Annotated in this window: 16 protein-coding genes and 1 riboswitch; of the genes, 5 read left to right on the top strand and 11 right to left on the bottom strand. The window is 72.2% G+C overall.

The genetic code is table 11. The annotated features are described in order from the left end of the window. Window positions 1-6: 6 nt before the first annotated feature. The 5 genes from cobO to AC3EO4_RS04425 are packed head-to-tail and all read right to left on the bottom strand — an operon-like array spanning window position 7 to window position 4289. A complete protein-coding gene (gene cobO, locus AC3EO4_RS04445) occupies window positions 7-609 on the bottom strand; it encodes a cob(I)yrinic acid a,c-diamide adenosyltransferase (protein ID WP_431893911.1) in 603 nt (200 codons plus the stop codon). Between the two features lies 1 nt (window position 610). Continuing rightward, window positions 611-2710, bottom strand: coding sequence for a VWA domain-containing protein (locus AC3EO4_RS04440; protein WP_431893909.1), 2100 nt, complete (start codon window positions 2708-2710; stop codon window positions 611-613). Next, window positions 2707-3333 carry a histidine phosphatase family protein gene (locus tag AC3EO4_RS04435; RefSeq protein ID WP_431893907.1) on the bottom strand — a complete coding sequence of 209 codons (627 nt, stop codon included), beginning with the start codon at window positions 3331-3333 and terminating at the stop codon, window positions 2707-2709. Before AC3EO4_RS04435 ends, AC3EO4_RS04440 begins: the two co-directional genes overlap by 4 nt. Window positions 3334-3338: 5 nt before the next feature. Then, on the bottom strand, window positions 3339-4088 hold the full coding sequence (locus AC3EO4_RS04430) for a CbtA family protein (protein ID WP_431893906.1): 750 nt from the start codon (window positions 4086-4088) through the stop codon (window positions 3339-3341). A gap of 9 nt (window positions 4089-4097) precedes the next feature. Next, window positions 4098-4289 carry a CbtB domain-containing protein gene (locus AC3EO4_RS04425; protein WP_358136434.1) on the bottom strand — a complete coding sequence of 64 codons (192 nt, stop codon included), beginning with the start codon at window positions 4287-4289 and terminating at the stop codon, window positions 4098-4100. A 31-nt stretch (window positions 4290-4320) separates the two neighbouring features. After that, window positions 4321-4450, bottom strand: a riboswitch (cobalamin riboswitch). A gap of 188 nt (window positions 4451-4638) precedes the next feature. Between AC3EO4_RS04425 and AC3EO4_RS04420 the strand changes: the two genes are divergently transcribed. From AC3EO4_RS04420 to AC3EO4_RS04410, 3 genes are read left to right on the top strand one after another with little or no spacing between them, the layout of a single operon-like run. Next, window positions 4639-8769, top strand: coding sequence for a glycoside hydrolase family 38 N-terminal domain-containing protein (locus AC3EO4_RS04420; RefSeq protein WP_431893903.1), 4131 nt, complete (start codon window positions 4639-4641; stop codon window positions 8767-8769). Then, window positions 8766-9668, top strand: coding sequence for a DUF7158 domain-containing protein (locus AC3EO4_RS04415; RefSeq protein ID WP_431893902.1), 903 nt, complete (start codon window positions 8766-8768; stop codon window positions 9666-9668). The genes AC3EO4_RS04420 and AC3EO4_RS04415 overlap by 4 nt, the downstream gene beginning before the upstream one ends. After that, on the top strand, window positions 9668-10654 hold the full coding sequence (locus AC3EO4_RS04410) for an ROK family protein (protein WP_431893900.1): 987 nt from the start codon (window positions 9668-9670) through the stop codon (window positions 10652-10654). Before AC3EO4_RS04415 ends, AC3EO4_RS04410 begins: the two co-directional genes overlap by 1 nt. Here the strand turns inward: AC3EO4_RS04410 and AC3EO4_RS04405 are convergent. The 3 genes from AC3EO4_RS04405 to purN form a co-directional block, all read right to left on the bottom strand. Then, window positions 10614-10790 carry a hypothetical protein gene (locus AC3EO4_RS04405; RefSeq protein WP_379570841.1) on the bottom strand — a complete coding sequence of 59 codons (177 nt, stop codon included), beginning with the start codon at window positions 10788-10790 and terminating at the stop codon, window positions 10614-10616. The genes AC3EO4_RS04410 and AC3EO4_RS04405 overlap by 41 nt on opposite strands. Window positions 10791-10948: 158 nt before the next feature. Beyond that, the gene (purH, locus tag AC3EO4_RS04400) at window positions 10949-12514 is read right to left on the bottom strand and encodes a bifunctional phosphoribosylaminoimidazolecarboxamide formyltransferase/IMP cyclohydrolase (protein ID WP_379570839.1); all 1566 of its coding nucleotides are present in this window, start codon (window positions 12512-12514) and stop codon (window positions 10949-10951) included. Next, complete coding sequence (gene purN / locus AC3EO4_RS04395) at window positions 12511-13134, bottom strand: phosphoribosylglycinamide formyltransferase (RefSeq protein ID WP_431893898.1); 624 nt, start codon at window positions 13132-13134, stop codon at window positions 12511-12513. The genes purH and purN overlap by 4 nt, the downstream gene beginning before the upstream one ends. A gap of 76 nt (window positions 13135-13210) precedes the next feature. On the opposite strand from purN, the gene AC3EO4_RS04390 reads away from it, so the two are divergent. After that, on the top strand, window positions 13211-13627 hold the full coding sequence (locus AC3EO4_RS04390; protein WP_431893897.1) for a hypothetical protein: 417 nt from the start codon (window positions 13211-13213) through the stop codon (window positions 13625-13627). 99 nt (window positions 13628-13726) lie between these two features. Here the strand turns inward: AC3EO4_RS04390 and AC3EO4_RS04385 are convergent, their stop codons facing one another. The 3 genes from AC3EO4_RS04385 to sucC all read right to left on the bottom strand — a co-directional run bounded on the left by AC3EO4_RS04385 (window position 13727) and on the right by sucC (window position 17657). After that, window positions 13727-15349 (bottom strand): cell division protein PerM, encoded by a 1623-nt coding sequence (locus AC3EO4_RS04385; RefSeq protein ID WP_431893895.1) that lies wholly within the window; start codon window positions 15347-15349, stop codon window positions 13727-13729. Window positions 15350-15600: 251 nt separating this feature from the next. Beyond that, window positions 15601-16476: a succinate--CoA ligase subunit alpha gene (gene sucD, locus AC3EO4_RS04380; protein ID WP_379570831.1), complete on the bottom strand. Its 876-nt coding sequence runs from the start codon at window positions 16474-16476 to the stop codon at window positions 15601-15603. Then, on the bottom strand, window positions 16476-17657 hold the full coding sequence (sucC, locus tag AC3EO4_RS04375; protein ID WP_379570829.1) for an ADP-forming succinate--CoA ligase subunit beta: 1182 nt from the start codon (window positions 17655-17657) through the stop codon (window positions 16476-16478). The genes sucD and sucC overlap by 1 nt, the downstream gene beginning before the upstream one ends. Window positions 17658-17967: 310 nt before the next feature. Here sucC and AC3EO4_RS04370 point away from each other — a divergent pair, with 310 nt between their 5' ends. Beyond that, a complete protein-coding gene (locus tag AC3EO4_RS04370) occupies window positions 17968-18792 on the top strand; it encodes a hypothetical protein (RefSeq protein ID WP_431893892.1) in 825 nt (274 codons plus the stop codon). Window positions 18793-18867 lie beyond the last annotated feature (75 nt).

The following is an 18867-nucleotide window of genomic DNA, read 5'->3' as shown; positions in this document are numbered from 1 at the left end:
GCGGAACTACCACTCGATGCCCTTCTGCCCCTTCTGGCCCGCGTCCATGGGGTGCTTGACCTTGCCCATCTCGGTCACCAGATCGGCCGCCGCGAGCAGCTTCTCCGGCGCGTCCCTGCCGGTGATCACCACGTGCTGGTTCCCCGTACGGCCGGCGAGCGTGGCCACCACGTCGTCGAGGTCCAGCCAGCCCCATTTGATCGGGTAGGTGAACTCGTCGAGCACGTAGAACCGGTAGGCCTCGGCCTCCAGGTCGCGCTTGATCTGCCGCCAGCCCTCCAGGGCGTCAGCCGCGTGGTCCTCCTCCGCACCGGGACGCTGGATCCACGACCAGCCCTCGCCCATCTTGTGCCAGGTCACGGGCCCGCCCTCGCCGGAGTCGCCGAGGACGCGCAGGGCCCGCTCCTCGCCGATGCGCCATTTGGCCGATTTCACGAACTGGAACACGCCGATCGGCCAGCCCTGGTTCCACGCCCGCAGCGCCATCCCGAACGCGGCCGTCGACTTGCCCTTGCCGGGTCCCGTGTGAACGATCAGCAGCGGCCTGTTCCTGCGCTGCCGGGTGGTGAGGCCGTCGTCGGGGACGACCTCCGGCTTGCCCTGCGGCATGTCAGCTCGCCCTTCTGTAGTCGCGGATGAGGTCGTCCATCCCGTCGAGCGGGATGAGCCTGGCGCGCAGTCTGGTCGCCAGGCGTGCGGCCAGGCCGAGCCTCACCGGCCCTGACTCGCAGTCGACGACGACGCTCGCCGTGCCGGTGAGCAGGGCCGCGGCGCGGTCCACATCGCCGCCCGAGGTGGCGCGGCCGTCGGTCACCACCACCAGCAGCGGCCTGCGGTCGGGGTCGCGCATGCGTTCCACGCGCAGCACCTCGGCGGCGCGCGCCAGGCCCGCCGCCAGCGGCGTGCGCCCGCCGGTCGGCAGCGCGCGCAGCCTCGCCGCGCCCGCCTCGACCGACGAGGTCGGCGGCAGCGCCACCTCGGCGGCGCTGCCCCTGAACGTGACCATGCCGACCTTGTCGCGCCGCTGGTAGGCGTCGAGCAGCAGGCTCAGGACCGCGGTCTTGACGGCGGTCATCCGCCTGCGCGCGGCCATGGATCCGCTGGCGTCGACGACGAAGAGCACCAGGTTGCCCTCCCTGCCCTCCTTGACCGTCTCGCGCAGGTCCTCCTGGCGGATGAGCAGGCCGGGGGCGGAGCGTCCGCGTTCCTTCTGGTACGGCGCGGCGGCGACGAGCGTGGCGGTGAGATGGAGCGAGCGTAGCGGGCCATGGGGGGCACGGGAGCCTGTGGTGCGGCCGTGCGGGGTGCGGGCGCGCGACCGCCTGCCGGACGCGCCGTCGCCGAGGCCCTCCACCTTCAGCCACGGCACCCGGTACGGCGCCGCCACCCCGGCCACCTGGATCCGGCCTTCCTGGTCTTCGGCTCCTGCGGGGCTCTCGTGCGGCCCTGACGCCTCCCGTGGGCGCGAGTCGCCGCGGGGCTCGCCCGCGGGGGCTCCGTCCGCCGCCTGGGTGTCGCCGCCGGATGTCGCGTCCCCGCGCCGCCCGCCGTCGGCCCGCCCGTGGCCCTGCCCGCCCTCGCCCTGACCCTCGTCCTGCCCGTCGCCCTGACCGCCGTCGCCGTCGGGACCGCCCGTGGGGTCGTCCCCCGTCGGGGGCGGGGTGTCGGGGTCGGAGTCGTCGTCGGGGTGCTCGTCCTCGGAGGTCCTGGCCAGCAGCTCCTCCAGGAGCCGCTCGTCCAGTCCGGGCGCGTCGAACGGGTCGCGCCGCCGCCGGTGCGGCAGCGACAGCCTGGCCGCCACCCGCACGTCCTCGGTCGTCACCACCCTCGAACCCCGCCAGGCGGCATGCGCGACGGCGGCGTTCGCCGTGACCAGGTCGGCGCGCAGGCCGTCCACCTCGAACGCCGCGCACACCTCCGCGATCTGCCGCAGGCGGGCGTCAGGCAACTCCACCGCCCGGAGACGGTCCCTGGCCGCCGCGATCCCCGCCGCCAGCTCCGCCTCCTGCGCCGTCCACCGCGCCGCGAACGCTCGCGGGTCGGCGTCGTGAGCCATGCGCCGCCGTACCACCTCGGCCCGTTCCGACGGCTCTCGCGACGCCCGCACCTCCACCGTCAGCCCGAACCGGTCCAGGAGCTGGGGCCGCAGCTCGCCCTCCTCCGGGTTCATGGTGCCGACCAGCAGGAATCTGGCCGCGTGCCGGACGGAGACGGCCTCCCGTTCGACGTAGCAGGTGCCGAGCGCGGCGGCGTCGAGCAGCAGGTCCACCAGGTGGTCGTGCAGGAGGTTGACCTCGTCCACGTAGAGCACGCCCCTGTGGGCGGCGGCCAGCAGGCCCGGCTCGAACGCCTTGACCCCCTCCGTGAGCGCCCGTTCCAGGTCCAGCGAGCCCACCAGCCGGTCCTCCGACGCTCCCACCGGCAGCTCCACCAGCGTCGCCGCCCTGGTCACCGCCTGCTCGCCCGGCTCGTGCGGCCCGTCGGGACACTCGGGGTCCGGCGCGGAAGGATCACACGCGAACCTGCACGCCGCCAGCACCTCCACCGGCGGCAGCTGCGCGGCCAGCGCTCTGACGATCGTGGACTTCGCCGTGCCCTTCTCGCCTCTGACGAGCACGCCGCCCACGCGGGGGGAGACGGCGTTGAGCACCAGCGCCAGCTTGAGATCGTCCAGGCCGACGACGGCGCTGAAGGGATAGGTGGCGGTCACGGTGCGGCCTTCCGGTTGACGTACCCGATCCGCCAGCCCTCCGGGGTGGCGGACAACTGCGTGAGAGAAAGAGGGGCGAGATCGAAACGCGCGGCGACGAGAGGCCCGACTCCGAGGGCGTGCCCCACCGCCGCCCGTACGGCGCCGACATCGCACACGACCATCGCGCGCAGGGCGCCCAGGCCCGCGCCGGGGGCGGGAACCTGCTCGCGCGGGTGGTCGTCAGGGACTGCGGCGTCGCGGAGTCCTTCCAGCCAGCGGACGACCCGGGCCGCCGCGTGGCTGTGGGACTCGGCGCCGTGGGGCGCCGCGCCGGGGTCGGCGAGCCAGCGCGCGAAGGACTCAGGGTCCGCCTGGGCGACGTCCTCGTACGGCAGGCCGCGCCACCTCCCGTAGTCCGGTTCGGCCAGCTCGGGCACGACCACGGGCTCGAACCCGAGCGCCGCGGCGGTCTCCTGCGCGGCCCGGCCCGGGGCGACGAACGCCGTTCCCCCGGGTCCCTCGGGGAGCGTCCCTGCCAGGAGGTGGGCGGCGTCAAGGCTTGACGGGTCGGCACGTTCCTCCCCCGTGGGGAAGCGCGCGCCACGCATGCCGACCGTCAAGGCATGCCGGACGAACAGCACTCTGGTCAGCTGACCCGTGCCTTCACGCGTTCGCCCGCCGCGGCGAACAACAGCCCGAACGCCGCCCAGAACACCAGCTGGGTGCCGAGGGAGGCGACTCTGAAGTCCCACAGCAGGGCGGCGGGGAAGCCGGTCGGCACCTCGTCGACGCGCGGGAGGAGCGCCCACGCGGCGATCACAGGCACCAGGAAGGTGGCCCCTGCCACCAGGCCCTTCGCCCACACCCCGGGCACGGTGACCCTGCGGGCGGCGGCGACGGCGATCGCGATGGAGGCGAGGCCGACGAGGACCATGACGACGTAGAGGACCGTCCTCGAGTTGATCGTTTCAGGGTCGCCCACAGCGGGGGGGTTGGCCGGATATTTCAGGAAGGGGACAAGGATGATGGCGCCGAAGGCGGCCGCCGCGGCGGCGACGGCCAGCCCGGGCTCCGACCTGGGCCCCACCCTGCCGCGCAGCCCGGCGAAGACGAGGGCGAAGACGCCGCCCACCGCCACGCCGTACAGGCCGGTTGCGAGGAAGAGCCCGGCCTTCTGCACCGGTCTGCTGACCACGGCCTCTTCGCCGTGATCGTGGGAGGCCGCCGCGCCGTCGTCGTGCCCGTGCGGCTCCGAGGGAGCGGCGGACGCGGCCGCCTCTTCGAGGGCGATGGCGGCGTCGACGCGCGGCTCACCCACGAAGAAGGCGAACGCGCCCGCGACGAGTCCGGCCAGCAGGCCCACGAGCAGGCCCCTGACCACCAGGGTTCTCACCACGGCCGTGCCTCAGTGGCAGGGCACGCCGAGCAGATGACGCCCGTCGTGCATGAGCTCGTGCAGGAACGTGCCGGTCTGCGAGATCGCGCCGTTGTCCATCAGGACGAGGTACGCGAGCAGCATCAGGACGGGCACGGCCAGCAGCCAGCGCGTGAGACGGTGGAGCGGAATAGCGGTTACGGACGTGGACAGACCACTCATGTGAAGCCTCCTCAGGGATGACGCGTCCCGCTGGTCGAGGTCGCGGCGGTCAGGTGACCTGGCTCCCGAGGGTTGTATTCCCGGATACAGTGGCGCGTCCGCACCGGCATCTCACCGGATTTCCCCTGAGTCGCCGCGAAATCTACCGGAACGTATCCCTTTCTGTGGTTCTCGTCAACATCGCCCTGTTCTTGGAGCCCATGCTTCCCGGGCGCGGAGCCTCCCGAGCCTGAACGCCGTTCCAGGATCTCCTGGCCCGCGAGGCGGACGGTTCGCCGGGTTCCGGGGGGTTCGTGAGCAAGTGGTCACGGCTATGACAACGTTGCCATTGATCTTGATAGGACCTAGGGTGACGGCGACAGCCCCCAAGGACGCCGAGGGAGACCCCGTGCCCGTTCGCCTGTTGTCCGCCGAGTCGACCGACCTTTTCGTGGGAACGGACGCGCAGCCGTACCAGGTCCTCAGGGTCACCGCCGAGCAGGGCGAGCACGACACCGGCCTGGAGGTGCGCGGTGAGGGGATCGCGGGCCACGCGATCGTGCCCGCGGGCGAGGGAACCGTCGTGGTGGAGGTTCCGCTCGAGGTGAGCGCCCCGGTGGGAAGCACGCTCCACTGCCACGTGAGCGCGGCGGGCAGCGAGATCGCCGCCGAGGTGACCGTCGAGGAGCCCGGCTGGACGATGCACATGGTGTCGCACTTCCACTACGACCCCGTCTGGTGGAACACGCAGGCGGCCTACACCAGCCCGTGGGAGCTGCTGTCGGGTGACGCGACGACCAGGCCGCTGTGGGAGCGCAACGCGTTCGCGCTGGTGGAGGCGCACCTGGCGCTGGCCGCGCGGGACCCCGACTACAAGTTCGTGCTCGCCGAGATCGACTATCTGAAGCCGTTCTTCGACATCCACCCCGAGCGCAGGGCCGACCTGCGCCGCCTCATGGCCGAGGGCAGGGTCGAGCTGATGGGCGGCACCTACAACGAGCCCAACACCAACCTGACCGGCGCCGAGACCACGATCCGCAACATCGTGTACGGCATCGGCTACCAGCGCGACATCCTCGGCGGCGAGCCCCGGACGGCGTGGCAGCTCGACGCGTTCGGCCACGACCCGCAGTTCCCCGGCTACCTGGCCGCCGCGGGCCTGACGGGCAGCGCGTGGGCACGCGGGCCCTTCCACCAGTGGGGCCCGATCAGCAAGAACTTCAGGCAGGCCAAGAACGACGCCACGCTGATGCAGTTCCCGAGCGAGTTCGAGTGGATCTCGCCGTCGGGGCTGGGGGTCGTGACGCACTACATGCCCGCGCACTACTCGGCGGGCTGGTGGATGGACTCCTCGGCGACGCTGGAGGAGGCGATGACGGCGGTCCACGAGCTGTTCGCGAGCCTCAAGCCCGTCGCGGCCACCAAGAACGTGCTGCTGCCCGTCGGCACCGACTACACCCCGCCGAACAAGTGGGTGACCGAGATCCACAGGGAGTGGGCCGCCCGCTACGTGTGGCCGAAGTTCGTCTGCGCGGTGCCGCACGACTTCTTCGAGGCGGTGAAGGCCGCGACGAGCACGTTCAGCCCGCAGACACGCGACATGAACCCCATCTACACCGGCAAGGACGTCTCGTACATCGACACCAAGCAGGCCCAGCGCGCCGCCGAGGTGGCCGCGCTCGACGCCGAGCGGCTCGCCGCGTTCGCGTCGCTGCTAGGTCTCGGCCGCTACCCGCACGCGGCGCTGGACAAGGTGTGGCGGCAGCTCGCCTACGGCGCGCACCACGACGCGATCACCGGTTCCGAGTCCGACCAGGTCTACGTCGACCTGCTCACCGGCTGGCGCGAGGCGTACGACCTGGCCGCCGACGCCCGCGACCGCGCCCTCGACGCGCTGCTGGGGCGCGTGGCCGTGGACGGCCGCTCTGTCGTCGTCACCAACACGCTCTCCTTCGCCCGCGACGGCCTGGTCAGGGTACGGCTGGAGCCGGGGCTGCGGGTGGACGCCCCCTCGGTCGTCGAGGACGGCACGCACGTCTTCCTCGCCGAGGACGTGCCCGCGCTCGGCTGGCGGGCCTACCAGGTGATCGAAGGCGACGCCGACGAGTGGCGGCCGATCGAGGGCCACACCGTCGAGAGCGGGCGCTGGCGCGTCACCGCCGACCCCGCGCGGGGCGGTGGCCTGACCTCCCTCATCAGGGACGGCCACGAGCTGCTGACCGGCCTCGGCAACGAGCTGCGACTCTACGACGAGTACCCGCAGCACCCCGACATGGGCGAGGGCCCCTGGCACCTCATCCCCACGGGCGCGATCACCGGCACCGGCACCACCACCGCCACCGTGAGAGCCGAGACCAGCCCGCTCGGCTCCCGCCTGATCGTCACCGGCGAGATCGGCGACCTGTCCTACGAGCAGGTCGTCACGCTCAGGGACGAGCGGGTCGAGTTCGCCACCCGCGTCCTCGACCACGCCGGCGCCGACCGGCTGCTCAGGGTTCGCTTCCCCGCCCAGGTGCGGGGCGCGCTGCCCGTCTCCGACGTCGCGGGCGCGGTCGTCGGACGCGGATTCGCCCTGCCGGACGTCGACAGCGCCGAGCACCCGTGGACGCTGGACAACCCCGCCAACACCTGGTTCGGCCTGTCGTCCACCGCCCGCGTCGACCTGGGCGGGGCCGGGGCCCGCGCGATCGGCGTGGCGGAGATCGTCGTCCGCTCCCACGAGGAGGCGGCCGCCGCCCGCGATCTGGTGGTGGCACTGGCCAGGGTGGGCGTGACCGCCACGACCTCCTCGGCGTCCGGCTCCAGGTACGGCTGGCTCGACGTCGACTCCAACCTGCCCGACGTGCGCATCATCCTCGGCGGCCCCGGCACCAACCCGCTGGCCGCCGAGCTGCTGTCGCGCAGCGACCCCGCCTTCCTCGACGCGCTCGAGTCGGGCGCGAGCCGGGTGTGGGTGCCCGCCGAGAAGCCGCTGGCCGAGGTGTGGCAGCCGAGCGCCGACCTGCGGGACGTGCGCGCCCTGCCCGCGCTGATCGTGACCGACCCGGCCGACCCGCTGCTGGACGGGGCGGTCATCCACGCCCTGTGCCCCGTCGGAGGCGAGGAGCTGGAGGACAGGACGGTCGCCCTCCTCACGTACGGCCTGCCGGGCTTCGCCGTCGACCCTTCGGGGGCGCTGCACCTGTCGCTGATGCGCTCGTGCACCGGCTGGCCCTCGGGCGTGTGGCTGGATCCGCCCCGCCGTACGACACCTGACGGATCGGGGTTCCAGCTACAGCACTGGACGCACGAGTTCTCCTACGCGCTGGCGGCGGGCGACGGCGACTGGCGCGCGCTCGGCCTGCCCGCGGCGGGACAGGGGTTCAGCACGCCGCTGCTGCCCCGCGTGCTCCCCGCCCAGGGCGGCGACCTGCCGCCGCTGCACTCGCTGCTGCGGGTGGACCCGCCGCGTGAGGTGCTGTTCAGCACGGTCAAGGCCACGGGTAACCCGCTCGCACACGGCGTCTCGGCGGAACAGGACGGGGTGACGATCAGGCTGACCGAGTCGACGGGCCTGGGCGCGACAGCCTCACTGCACTCGCCCGTCCTCGACCTGGACGGCCTGGTCCGCTCCGACCTGCTCGAAGGCCCCGGCACACAGGACACGCTCTCCCTGGCGGGCGCCGAGGTCGCCACCTTCGTGGCCCCCGCGCCCCTCGACCGGTCGAGCGCGGTCCTCGGCGCGACCGCCGAGATCGCCCAGCCGGTCTACAGCCGCTACTGGCTGCACAACAAGGGGCCCGCCCCGCTCGGCTACCTCCCCGTGAGCCTGGCCGCCTCCCCCGCCCTCGTCACCTCCGCGGGCCCGTTCGAGATGGACGTCGTCGTCTCCTCCCACCTCGTGGACGCGCCCCACGAGGGCGTGGTGACGCTGGAGCTGCCCGACGGCTGGACCGCCGAGCCGTCCCGGCGCGTCTTCCGCCTCGAACCGGGCGGCCACGCCCGCTTCCCGTTCACCGTCACTCCCGGCGAGGGCCAGGGTCTGCACTTCGTGACCGTCCGCACCCAGGTGGGCGGTCAGGTGATCGAGGACGCCGTCACCGTCGCGCTCGGCGACGCCCCCGAGCTGCCCGCGCCCATCGAGTCCGTGCCAGGGGACGGGGAGGCCGCGCAGGGGACCAGGGCGGACGAAGGCAGGCCGACAGGGCTGTCGGTCACCGCCGTCACCGAGGAGCTCCGCCTGCGTCCCGGTGACCGGGCCGCCCTGACCATACGCCTGGCCAACACCACCGCGGGGCCCATCCGCGGCGAGGCCCAGCTCGCCTCCCCGTGGGGCACGTGGGAGCTGCTCCCCTCCGTCGTCCAAGGCTTCGAGGTGGCCCCGGGCGCGGAGGTGGACGTCTCCTTCCCCGTCTCGGTCCCGCCCGACGCCCCCGAGGTCCGCTCCTGGGCGCTGGCCAAGATCATGTGGTACGGCAGATGCCAGTACACGCCCGCCGTCCGCGTGGAGGTCGCGCGATGACCCATTCCCACCCCGCTCACGTCCACGGGGCCGTGATCGGAACGGTCGACGGGCACGCCGTCCCCCGCGACCTCCTGGACGCCCGCCTGCGCGGCCTGCGGGAAGGGCCGCTCAGCGCCGCCCTGCCCGCGCCCGGCAGCTCCGAGGACAGGCAGATGGCCCGCTGGGTGACGCAGGTCATCCTGACGGAGGTGCTGTGCGAGCACGAGGCGCTTGCCAGGGGTCTCGCGCCGCTCGAAGGCCCGGCGCTCGACCGCCTCGCCGCCGTCGAGCTGGGCTCCATCAACGCCTCCGCCTACAACGGCAGCCCGTGGGTCCGCGCCGTCCACCGTTCCGTGACCGCGTCGGCGCGCGTCCCCGCCGCGTGGTCGCCGCCGCCGCGGGACCCCGCCCCGCCCCTCCATCTGGTACGGCACGGGCTCTACGCCGACGAGCGCGCCGCCGCCGACGCCACCCCCGACGACCTGGAGCCGCTCGGGGCGATCTCCCTCGACACGCTGCCCTCCGCGATCGCGGCCGCGTTGCGGAGCCTGCCGTACGGGACACAGGCCGGGCCGGTCAGGGACCCGCTCGGCTGGCACGTGGCCATCGCCCGTCCCGCCCCCGCTTCCGCCCCTGCCGCCGGTCTCGCCGCGGCTTCCGCCCCCGCTCCCGACGTCGCTCCCGTGCCCGCCCCGGCTTCCGCTTCCGTGCCCGCTTCTGTGCCCGCTTCTGTGCCCGCTTCTGTGCCCGCCTCCGCGCCTGCGGGCGGTTCGGCTGACGCGGAGCTCGTGGCGGCGGCCGGGCAGCGGGCGTTCGCCCGCTGGCTGGACGTGCAGCGGGCGGCGCGGGTGGAGCTCGTCCCCGGCCTCGAACATCCTGGCGACCCTCGCCAGCCCGACAACCACCACAAACACTGATGACCTACGTACTCGCCATCGACATCGGTGGCACCAAGCTCGCGGCGGCCCTCGTCGACCGCGAAGGCGCCGTCCTGCGCTCGGCCACGCGCCCGACGCCTCGTGAGGACGTCTTCGACGCGCTCGCCCTGCTCATCGCCGAGATGGTGGCCGAAGGGCCGGTGCCCGTCGCGGTCGGGATCGGCTGCGCGGGCCCGCTCAACCTGGCCGTGGGAACGGTGAGCCCGGTCAACATCACCACCTGGAGGGACTTCCCCCTGAGGGAACGGGTGCGGGAGCTCACCGGGCTGCCGACCGTGCTGGCGGGGGACGCGCAGTGCTTCGCGCTCGGCGAGCACTGGCTCGGCACCGGCGCCGAGAGCCGGTCGATGCTGGGCATCGTGGTCTCGACGGGCATCGGCGGTGGGCTGGTCATCGACGGTGCGCCGCTGCTCGGCCCCACCGGCAACGCCGGACATGTCGGGCACATGACGGTCGACCCCGACGGCGACCCGTGCGCGTGCGGGAGCCGCGGATGCGTCGAGCGGTACGCCAGCGGCCCCAACCTGGTCCGCTGGGCCACCGAGAACGGCTGGACCCCCTCACCCGCCGACCCCAGCCCCGCAGTCGGCGGCCCGGAGGCGGCCGGGGAGGTCGTGCCGGACGGGGCGATGCTGGCCAGGGACGCCGCGGCGGGTCACCCCGTGGCGGTCGCGGCGTTCGGGCGGGGCGCCCGCGCGCTGGCCGCGATGATCGTCTCGACGGCGGCCGCGGTCGAGGTGACACACGTGGTCATCGGCGGCGGCGTCGCCAACGCCGGTCCGATCCTCTTCGACCCGCTGCGCCGCGCCATGGACGAGCTGGCCGGCCTCGACTTCGTCAAGCGCGTCGAGATCCGCCGCTCCCGGCTGGGCGTCCGGGCCGCGCTGGCCGGTGCCGCCAAGCTGGCGTGGACGGCGGGCCGGCCTACTGCCGCTCCGCCGCCTGAGCCTCACGACGCTCGATGATCCGCCGCGTGAAGGGAATGACCTCCACGAGCTTCGCCCCGAAATAGGCGCCGACGAAGGCCAGCACCACGAGGACGACCGGGCTCGTGGAGAAGCCGTTCACGGCCACGAAGACATGCAGGATCGATTCGAGCATCGGCATAAGTGGACTCCGGGGGAAGAACCAGACAGAGGACTCACCATAACCGCCGTCCAAGCATGGTCGTCGCGGTTTACACCTGTCTCTCCCGCCACGGTCCTATCCCCCGTGACGGCTACCGCGCCACACGCGGGAGCGGTAGCCGTACCGGCGCGTCAGTGGAAGAAGTGCCGCGTCCCCGTGAAGTAGAGGGTGACGCCGGCCTTCTCGCACGCCGCGATGACCTCGTCGTCCCTGATCGACCCGCCGGGCTCCACGATCGCCTTCACACCCGCCGCGATGAGCACCTCGGGCCCGTCGGCGAACGGGAAGAACGCGTCGGAGGAGGCCACCGACCCCGCCGCCCTGTCCCCTGCGCGGGTGACCGCGAGGCGGCAGGAGTCGACCCGGTTGACCTGGCCCATGCCGACGCCGACCGTGGCCCCCTCGGAGGCCAGCACGATCGCGTTGGACTTCACCGACCTGGAGGCCCGCCACGCGAAGTCGAGGTCCTTCAGCAGCTCGGGCGAGGCCGCCGGGCCCGCCTTGAGCTCCCAGTTCTCGGGCGCGTCGCCCGGAGCGTCGATCCTGTCGGCGGTCTGCACGAGCAGCCCCCCGTCGATCCTGCGGAACTCGGTGGCGTTGGCGGGCCGCTGCTCGCAGCGCAGCAGGCGCAGGTTCTTCTTCTCTGTGAGGACGGCGAGCGCCTCGGGGGCGAACGCGGGCGCGACCACCACCTCGGTGAACACGTCCGCGATCTGCCTGGCCAGCTCGACGGTCACCTCCCCGTTGACCGCGATGACCCCGCCGTAGGCCGACACCGGGTCGCACGCGTGGGCCTTGCGGTGGGCGTCTGCGACGTCGCCGCCGACGGCGATCCCGCACGGATTCTGGTGCTTGATGATCGCGACGCACGGCGCGTCGAAGTCCCACGCGGCCCGCCAGGCGGCGTCGGCGTCGAGGTAGTTGTTGTAGGACATCTCCTTGCCGTGCAGCTGCTCGGCGTTGGCGAGCCCGCCGTCCTCCGAGACGTACAGGGAGGCCTGCTGGTGCGGGTTCTCGCCGTAGCGCAGGACGCTCTTGAGCTGCCCCGCCGCGCCGGTGAACCGCTGGTCGCCGGTGTAGGTCGAGGCGAACCAGCCGGCCACGGCGACGTCGTAGGCGGCCGTGTGCGCGTAGGCGCCTCCCGCCAGCCGCTTGCGGTCGTCAAGGGTGAAGCCGCCCTGGTCGAGCGCCCGGTAGATCTCGCCGTAGGAGCCGGTGTCGACGACGACGGCGCAGGTGGCGTGGTTCTTGGCGGCGCCGCGGATCATGGCGGGCCCGCCGATGTCGATCTGCTCGACGCACTCGGCGTCGGACGCCCCCGAGGCCACGGTCTGCTGGAACGGGTAAAGGTTGACCACGACCAGCTGGAACGGGTCGATCTCCAGCTCGGCGAGCTGGGCGACGTGATGCTCCTTCGTCAGGTCGGCCAGCAGGCCCGCGTGGACGCGCGGGTGCAGGGTCTTGACCCTGCCGTCCAGACACTCGGGGAAGCCGGTCAGCTGCTCGACCTTGGTGACGGCCACGCCGAAGGACGCGATCGCGGCCGCCGTGCCACCGGTCGAGACGATCTCCACCCCCGCGGCGTCGAGCGCGCGGGCCAGTTCCTCGAGCCCGGACTTGTCGTACACCGCGATCAGCGCGCGCCTGATGGCGATGCGGGTGTCGGACTGGAAAGCGCTCTCGCTGCGCTCGGTCACTTCTGTTCTCCTCCTGATCCGAGGCGGACGGTACGGCCGGCGATGGTCCATCCCTCGCGGGCCATCCGGCCGACTGTGTCGACGAGCAGCCCTCGTTCGACGGTCTTGATGCGCTCGTGGAGCAGGTGCTCGTCGTCTCCGTCGAAGACGCGCACCGCCTCCTGAGCGACGATGGGCCCGGTGTCGACGCCGGCGTCGGCCAGCATCACCGTGCAGCCGGTGACCTTGACGCCGTGGGCCAGCGCGTCGCGCACGCCGTGGGCTCCAGGGAAGGACGGCAGCAGCGCCGGATGGGTGTTGAGCACGGGGTACGCGCTCAGCGTGGGCTCGCCGAGGATCTTCATGAATCCCGCCGCGACCACCAGGTCGGGCTTGTGGACGGCGATGCGGGCGGCGATGGCCGTGTCCCAGTCGGCGCGGGAGCCGTACGAGGAGAGTTTCTCCACGAACGTCGGCACGCCCGCGCGCTCGGCTCTGGCCAGCCCCTCGATGCCGTCGCGATCCGCGCCGACGGCCACGATCGTGGCACCGTACGACGGGTCTGCTGAGGCATCCAGAAGGGCCTGTAGGTTGGTTCCAGAGCCGGAGACGAGAACCACAAGCCGACCTGCCTGGGACACAGGCGCACTCCATTCGCATGCTCGGGTGGGGCTGCCACTGTATCTGTTCCTCGTCCGGCAACGTTGAGGAGGTCAGGTGACGACACCGGTGCAGGCACCGGGCGGCCAGCAACTCGCGGAGTCCGCGGGCCGCAGGGCGATATGGCTGGCCATCGCGGCGCTGGCCATGACGTTCATGCTCCCGCTCGCCGGCCTGGTCATGGCCGTCTTCGCGCTGGTCGCGGGATTCAGGGCGGTGCCGCTGCTGCGCGGCGCCGGCAGGTCCCAGGGTGTGGCGGTGGGAGGCATCGTGGTCGCCACGGTGTCGTTGCTGCTCTCGGCCTCCGCGACGGCCATGCAGCTGTATCTGATGGACGAGTACTCCGCCTACCAGGAGTGCCTCAAGGGCGCGGGCACGGTGCAGGCGAAGAGCGCGTGCTTCGACGGGTTCAGGGACGCGGCCGCGGCCAAGCTCCCGCCCGGCGTGATCGACTTCCTGAAGTCGGTGCAGTAGCCCCGCGCGGGCCCCGGTCCTCGAACCCCTGAGCCGCGAGCCCGCTGTCCGTGAGCCCCTGTCCGTGAGCCCCCTGTCCGTGAGCCGTGGTCGGGTTCCTCAGTCGCGGTCCCACGCGTAGGGATCGAGGTAGATCACGTGGCCGCCACGGTCGTCCGACTCGTCCACGATGTCGCGGCGGGGCGGCCTGGGCGATTCGGGCCGTCGCGGCTCGGGCCGCGGCACGGCCTCGGCCGCCGCCGACGCGTGCTCGTCCTGCCAGTCGTCCCTGATGATCGGGATCGGCTGGGTGTCCGCCTCCGTGGCGTCCATCCAGTGTCCTGGCAGGGCACGCCCCTCGGACTCGGCGAAACCGACCTTGCTCGCCGCCTTCGCGATGACCGCCCCCGCCTTGCGCGCCGTGCTCAGCTTGCGCGCGATCGGGCCCTTGCCCCGCGCGCCCTGGTAGAGCAGCCACCAGTTGGCCAGCCCCACCGAGATGCCGGCGGCGACGCCGACCTCCAGACCGACCGACAGTGCCACCTCCCACGGCGAGGGCCCGACGACGGCCAGTCTGGCCCCGCCGATCGGCCCGCCCGACAGCGCGGCGAGCACCCCCGCGGCGAGCCCGGTGGTGATGCCGGTGACGAACCCCCACAGCGGCGCCGCCTCATACGACGGCGAGGGCGCGATCCTGGCGACCACCACGCCCGCGACGGCGCCCGCCGCGAACGGCAGCGCGATCACCGCCATCATGAGGCCGGGCACGGGCCCGTTGTCGGGCAGCGCACCGAGCAGCGGCAGCGTGGGCACGTAGCCGAGCTGCACGCCCGTCGGCGCGACCAGCGTGCCCGTGCCGACGGCGAAGCCGGGCCCCGCGATGTAGGCCAGCCCCCAGATGACGGCGTTCAGCAGGTACAGGCCCTGGACCAGCACGAGCAGCAGCCCGCCGACGAACCCGGGGGCGAGGCCGCTCGTCAGGTCGGCCACCTGTGAGAAGTTGACCGCGATCGCCACCAGCACCAGCACCAGGCCCGCGACCAGCAGCAGGGCGACGGCGACCGCCGTGCCGACCGTGACGGCGCGCAGCCGCTCGGGCAGCAGCCGCAGCATCGAGCGCCAGGGGCCGATCGTGCGCGCGGTGGCCAGCACGCCCGCGACGAACGCCAGCAGGAAGTGGCTGAGCAGCGCCTCGCCGATGAAGGGCTGGGTGACGTCGTTCCTGGCCACCAGGGCGATCAACCCGGCCAGCAGCGCGTACGGCGCGGCCAGCGAGACCCCCGCCTGCGCCACCAGCACGAGCTGAGCCTTGCGCCTGGCGCCCGCCTGCTCCTTCGGGCTGTTCTTCGGCAGCCGCGCGGGCAGCCGCAGCCGCAGGTCGGCGTCGCGCGCCATCCAGATGGCCGCCTTGTACAGCAGCACGGCGGGCAGCACCATGAGCCCCAGCGGCAGCAACCCGAGCTGCCCGCCGGGCCAGGCGAACCCCGCGTGGTGCGCGGCCAGCCAGATCTGCGCGGCGGTGCGGAACACGCCCGGCAGGCCCGTGCCGAGCGCGCCCCTCGGCGCGGCGATCCAGCCGACCAGGGTGAGGGTGATGAGCACGGCCAGCCCGACCCCCAACGTGGCCGCCGCCGCGAGCATCCCTGAGACGGGCAGCGGCCGCCTCGTCTCGTCGTCATCTCCGGAGATCTTGCTCAGTACCGTCCGGGGAGCTGTCCGCAGTTGGTCGAGAAGGGCCGTCACAGTGCTCGATGTTCTCAAGTTTTCAGTCAAGAACCCCACAGCCGCGCCGGGCGCCCGCGATTCATCCTGTACGGCAAGCCGCCCCCCGCCGCCGTTTCCGCGCCTGAGCCGGCTCGCGGTCCCGGCGTGGCGGCGGGCACCGGAGTCCCGCTGGAGTGGCGTGGACATGCGGACGGCCACCGAGTGACCCCGGTGGCCGTCACCACGCTTTGCCGTACTGAGGGGCTCGGGAGAGCCCCGCGGAGACGGGACTAGCGGGACTGCATGATCTCGCGCATCAGGCGGGCGGTCTCGGAGGGCGTCTTGCCGACGCGGACGCCGACCTTCTCCAGCGCCTCCTTCTTCGCCTGCGCGGTGCCGGCCGAGCCGGACACGATCGCGCCCGCGTGACCCATCGTCTTGCCCTCGGGGGCGGTGAAGCCGGCGACGTAGGCCACGACCGGCTTGGTCACGTGCTGCTCGATGTAGGCGGCGGCCCGCTCCTCGGCGTCGCCGCCGATCTCACCGATCATCACGATGGCGTCGGTGCCCGGGTCCTCCTGGAAGGCCTGGAGCGCGTCGATGTGCGTGGTGCCGATGACGGGGTCGCCACCGATGCCGACGGCGGTCGAGAAGCCGAAGTCACGCAGCTCGTACATGAGCTGGTAGGTCAGCGTGCCCGACTTCGACACCAGGCCGATGCGGCCCGCAGTGGTGATGTCGGCCGGGATGATGCCCGCGTTCGACGCGCCGGGCGAGGCGATGCCGGGGCAGTTCGGGCCGATGATGCGGGTCTTGTTGCCCTTGGACACCGCGTAGGCCCAGAAGGCCGTGGTGTCGTGGACCGGCACGCCTTCGGTGATGACCACGCAGAGCGGGATGCCCGCGTCGACGGCCTCGATGACCGCGTCCTTGGTGAAGGCCGGGGGCACGAAGACGACGGAGACGTCGGCGCCGGTCTGCTCCATGGCCTCCTTGACGGTGCCGAAGACCGGCAGGTCCAGGTGGGTGGTGCCCGCCTTGCGGGCGTTCACGCCACCGACGACCCTGGCGCCGGAGGCGAGCATGCGCTTGGCGTGCTTGGTGCCCTCACCGCCGGTCATGCCCTGAACGATGATCTTGCTGTTCTCGGTCAGCCAGATTGCCATTACGCACCTACCGCAGCGAGCTCGGCGGCGCGCTTGGCCGCGTCGTCCATCGTGTCAACCAGCTCGACGCCCTTGAGCGCGGCGTCGTGCAGGATCTGGCGCCCGAGCAGGGCGTTGTTGCCGTCCAGCCGGACGACCAGGGGGCGGGTCACGGCCTCGCCGCGCTCCTCCAGCAGCTTGAACGCCGAGACGATGCCGTTGGCGACGGCGTCGCAGGCGGTGATGCCGCCGAAGACGTTCACGAAGATCGACTTTACCGCGGCGTCGGAGAGGATGATCTCCAGGCCGGCGGCCATGACCTCGGCGCTGGCGCCGCCGCCGATGTCGAGGAAGTTGGCCGGCTTGGGCTGGCCGGGGAAGGCCTCTCCCGCGTAGGCGACGACGTCGAGGGTGGACATGACCAGGCCCGCGCCGTTGCCGATGATGCCGACGTTGCCGTCGAGCTTGACGTAGTTGAGGTCCTTCTCCTTGGCCGCGGCCTCGAGCGGGTCCTCGGCGGCCTTGTCGGCGAACTTCTCGTGGTCGGCCTGGCGGAAGGTCGCGTTGTCGTCGAGCGTGACCTTGCCGTCGAGGGCCTTCACCTGGCCGTCGGCCGACAGGATCATCGGGTTGACCTCGACGAGCGAGGCGTCCTCGTCGACGAAGCAGCACCAGAGCTTCTCGATGAGCTCGGCCGCGCCGTCCAGGGACTGCTCGGGCAGGCCGCCGGCGACGGCGATCTCGCGCGCCTTGGCGCGGTCGACGCCGGTCAGCGCCGAGACCGGCACCTTGGCGACCTTGTCGGGTGCGCTGTGGGCGACCTCTTCGATGTCCATGCCGCCGGCGGCGGAGCAGATCGCGAGGAAGGTACGGTTCGCGCGGTCGAGCAGGAAGGAGAAGTAATACTCCTCGGCGATCGCGCTGGCCTCCTCCACGAGCACCTTGTGGACCGTGTGGCCCTTGATGTCCATTCCGAGGATGTCGGTGGCCTTCGCGACGGCGTCCGCCGCGTCATCGGCGACCTTGACGCCGCCGGCCTTGCCACGGCCCCCGGTCTTGACCTGGGCCTTGACAACAACGCGGCCGGTCAGCTGCTCGGCAGCCGCACGCACCTCCTCCACGGTGTGCGCGACGATGCCGCGCGGCACCGGGATGCCGTAGTCCGCGAAGAGCTCCTTCGCCTGATGTTCGAACAGGTCCACGAGGGTCCGTCCTTCTCCTTGGTCGCTCCCCCTCCTCGCTCGCTTCGCGGAACGCCTCGTCCCTACGGCCTTCCACTCCGCGCGCTGCGTCGGGTTCACTCCCTGCTATTCGACTGATGTTCGACGGCCCGGGCCCACCCCGTGTGCCGGGCGTTTCCGCCAAGGAAGCCTAGTCCCAAGCTTGACCTGCCCAGGTCATCGGGTCATAGATATCGCTCGCGAGCCATACCAATGTGTGGCAAATCGCCCGATTGTCCTCTTTAGCGATCTAGGATGTCCCGCACATCTGACCGAAGGGGCACATAAAGACATGAGGCGTTTGATCGCCGCCACCGCGCTCACCGTATCCGCGGTCGCGGTCGCCACCCCCGCATTCGCGTTCTCCAGCGCGCCGAAGAACCCGGTTGAGGCGCTCAAGAAGCAGTTCGTCGCCGGCAAGGGCGTCAAGGTCTCCGAGACCACCACCATGCTCACCGACGGCAAGCCCAGCGGCGGTGTCGGCCGCATGACCGGTGTGATCGCGTTCGGCAAGTCCGGCGTCGTCGCGTCCGACCTGACCCGCCGCACCAAGGGTGGCCCGGCGGTCAAGGCCGACGACGAGTTCGCCGCCCTGTTCAGCCCCACCCGGTACATCAGCGTCAAGGGCCAGACGTACGCCAAGGGCGGCATCTACTCGCGCGACCTGCCCGAGGGCAAGAAGTGGGTGCGCGTCGCCGGCGCGCCCGACGCCACCCTGTCCGGCAGCCAGCTGATCAACATCTTCGACGGCTCCGTGCTCAAGACCGTCCTCAAGGGCGCCAAGTCCGCCGGCGGCGGCGTCTACAAGGGCGCAATCAGCCTGAGCGACCTCAGCAAGGCCTCCAGCGGTACCTCACTGCCCGGCAAGATCGGCAAGGTCAAGGTCGCCTACGCGATCACCCTGAACTCCAAGCAGCTCGTGACGAGGGTGACCAGCGTCGCGAAGCTGGACTTCGGGCTGCTGGGCGTGATGAGCATGACCGCCGACACCCGCTACAGCGACTGGGGCTCCAAGGTCACCATCACCGCTCCGCCGGAGGAGGAGGTCATCGACGCGGCCGACCTCGACACCGAGGTTCCCGAACTGCCCAGCGTCCTCACCGAGGCCGCCGGCTAGTCTGCGCGCCAGGCCCGGCTTCCCGACCACGGGGGCCGGGCCTTCTGCCGTCCAGGGTGCCGTCGGGCTGCACCG

Source organism: Nonomuraea sp. bgisy101 (assembly GCF_057708945.1).
This window is presented reverse-complemented; position numbering and strand designations above follow the sequence as displayed.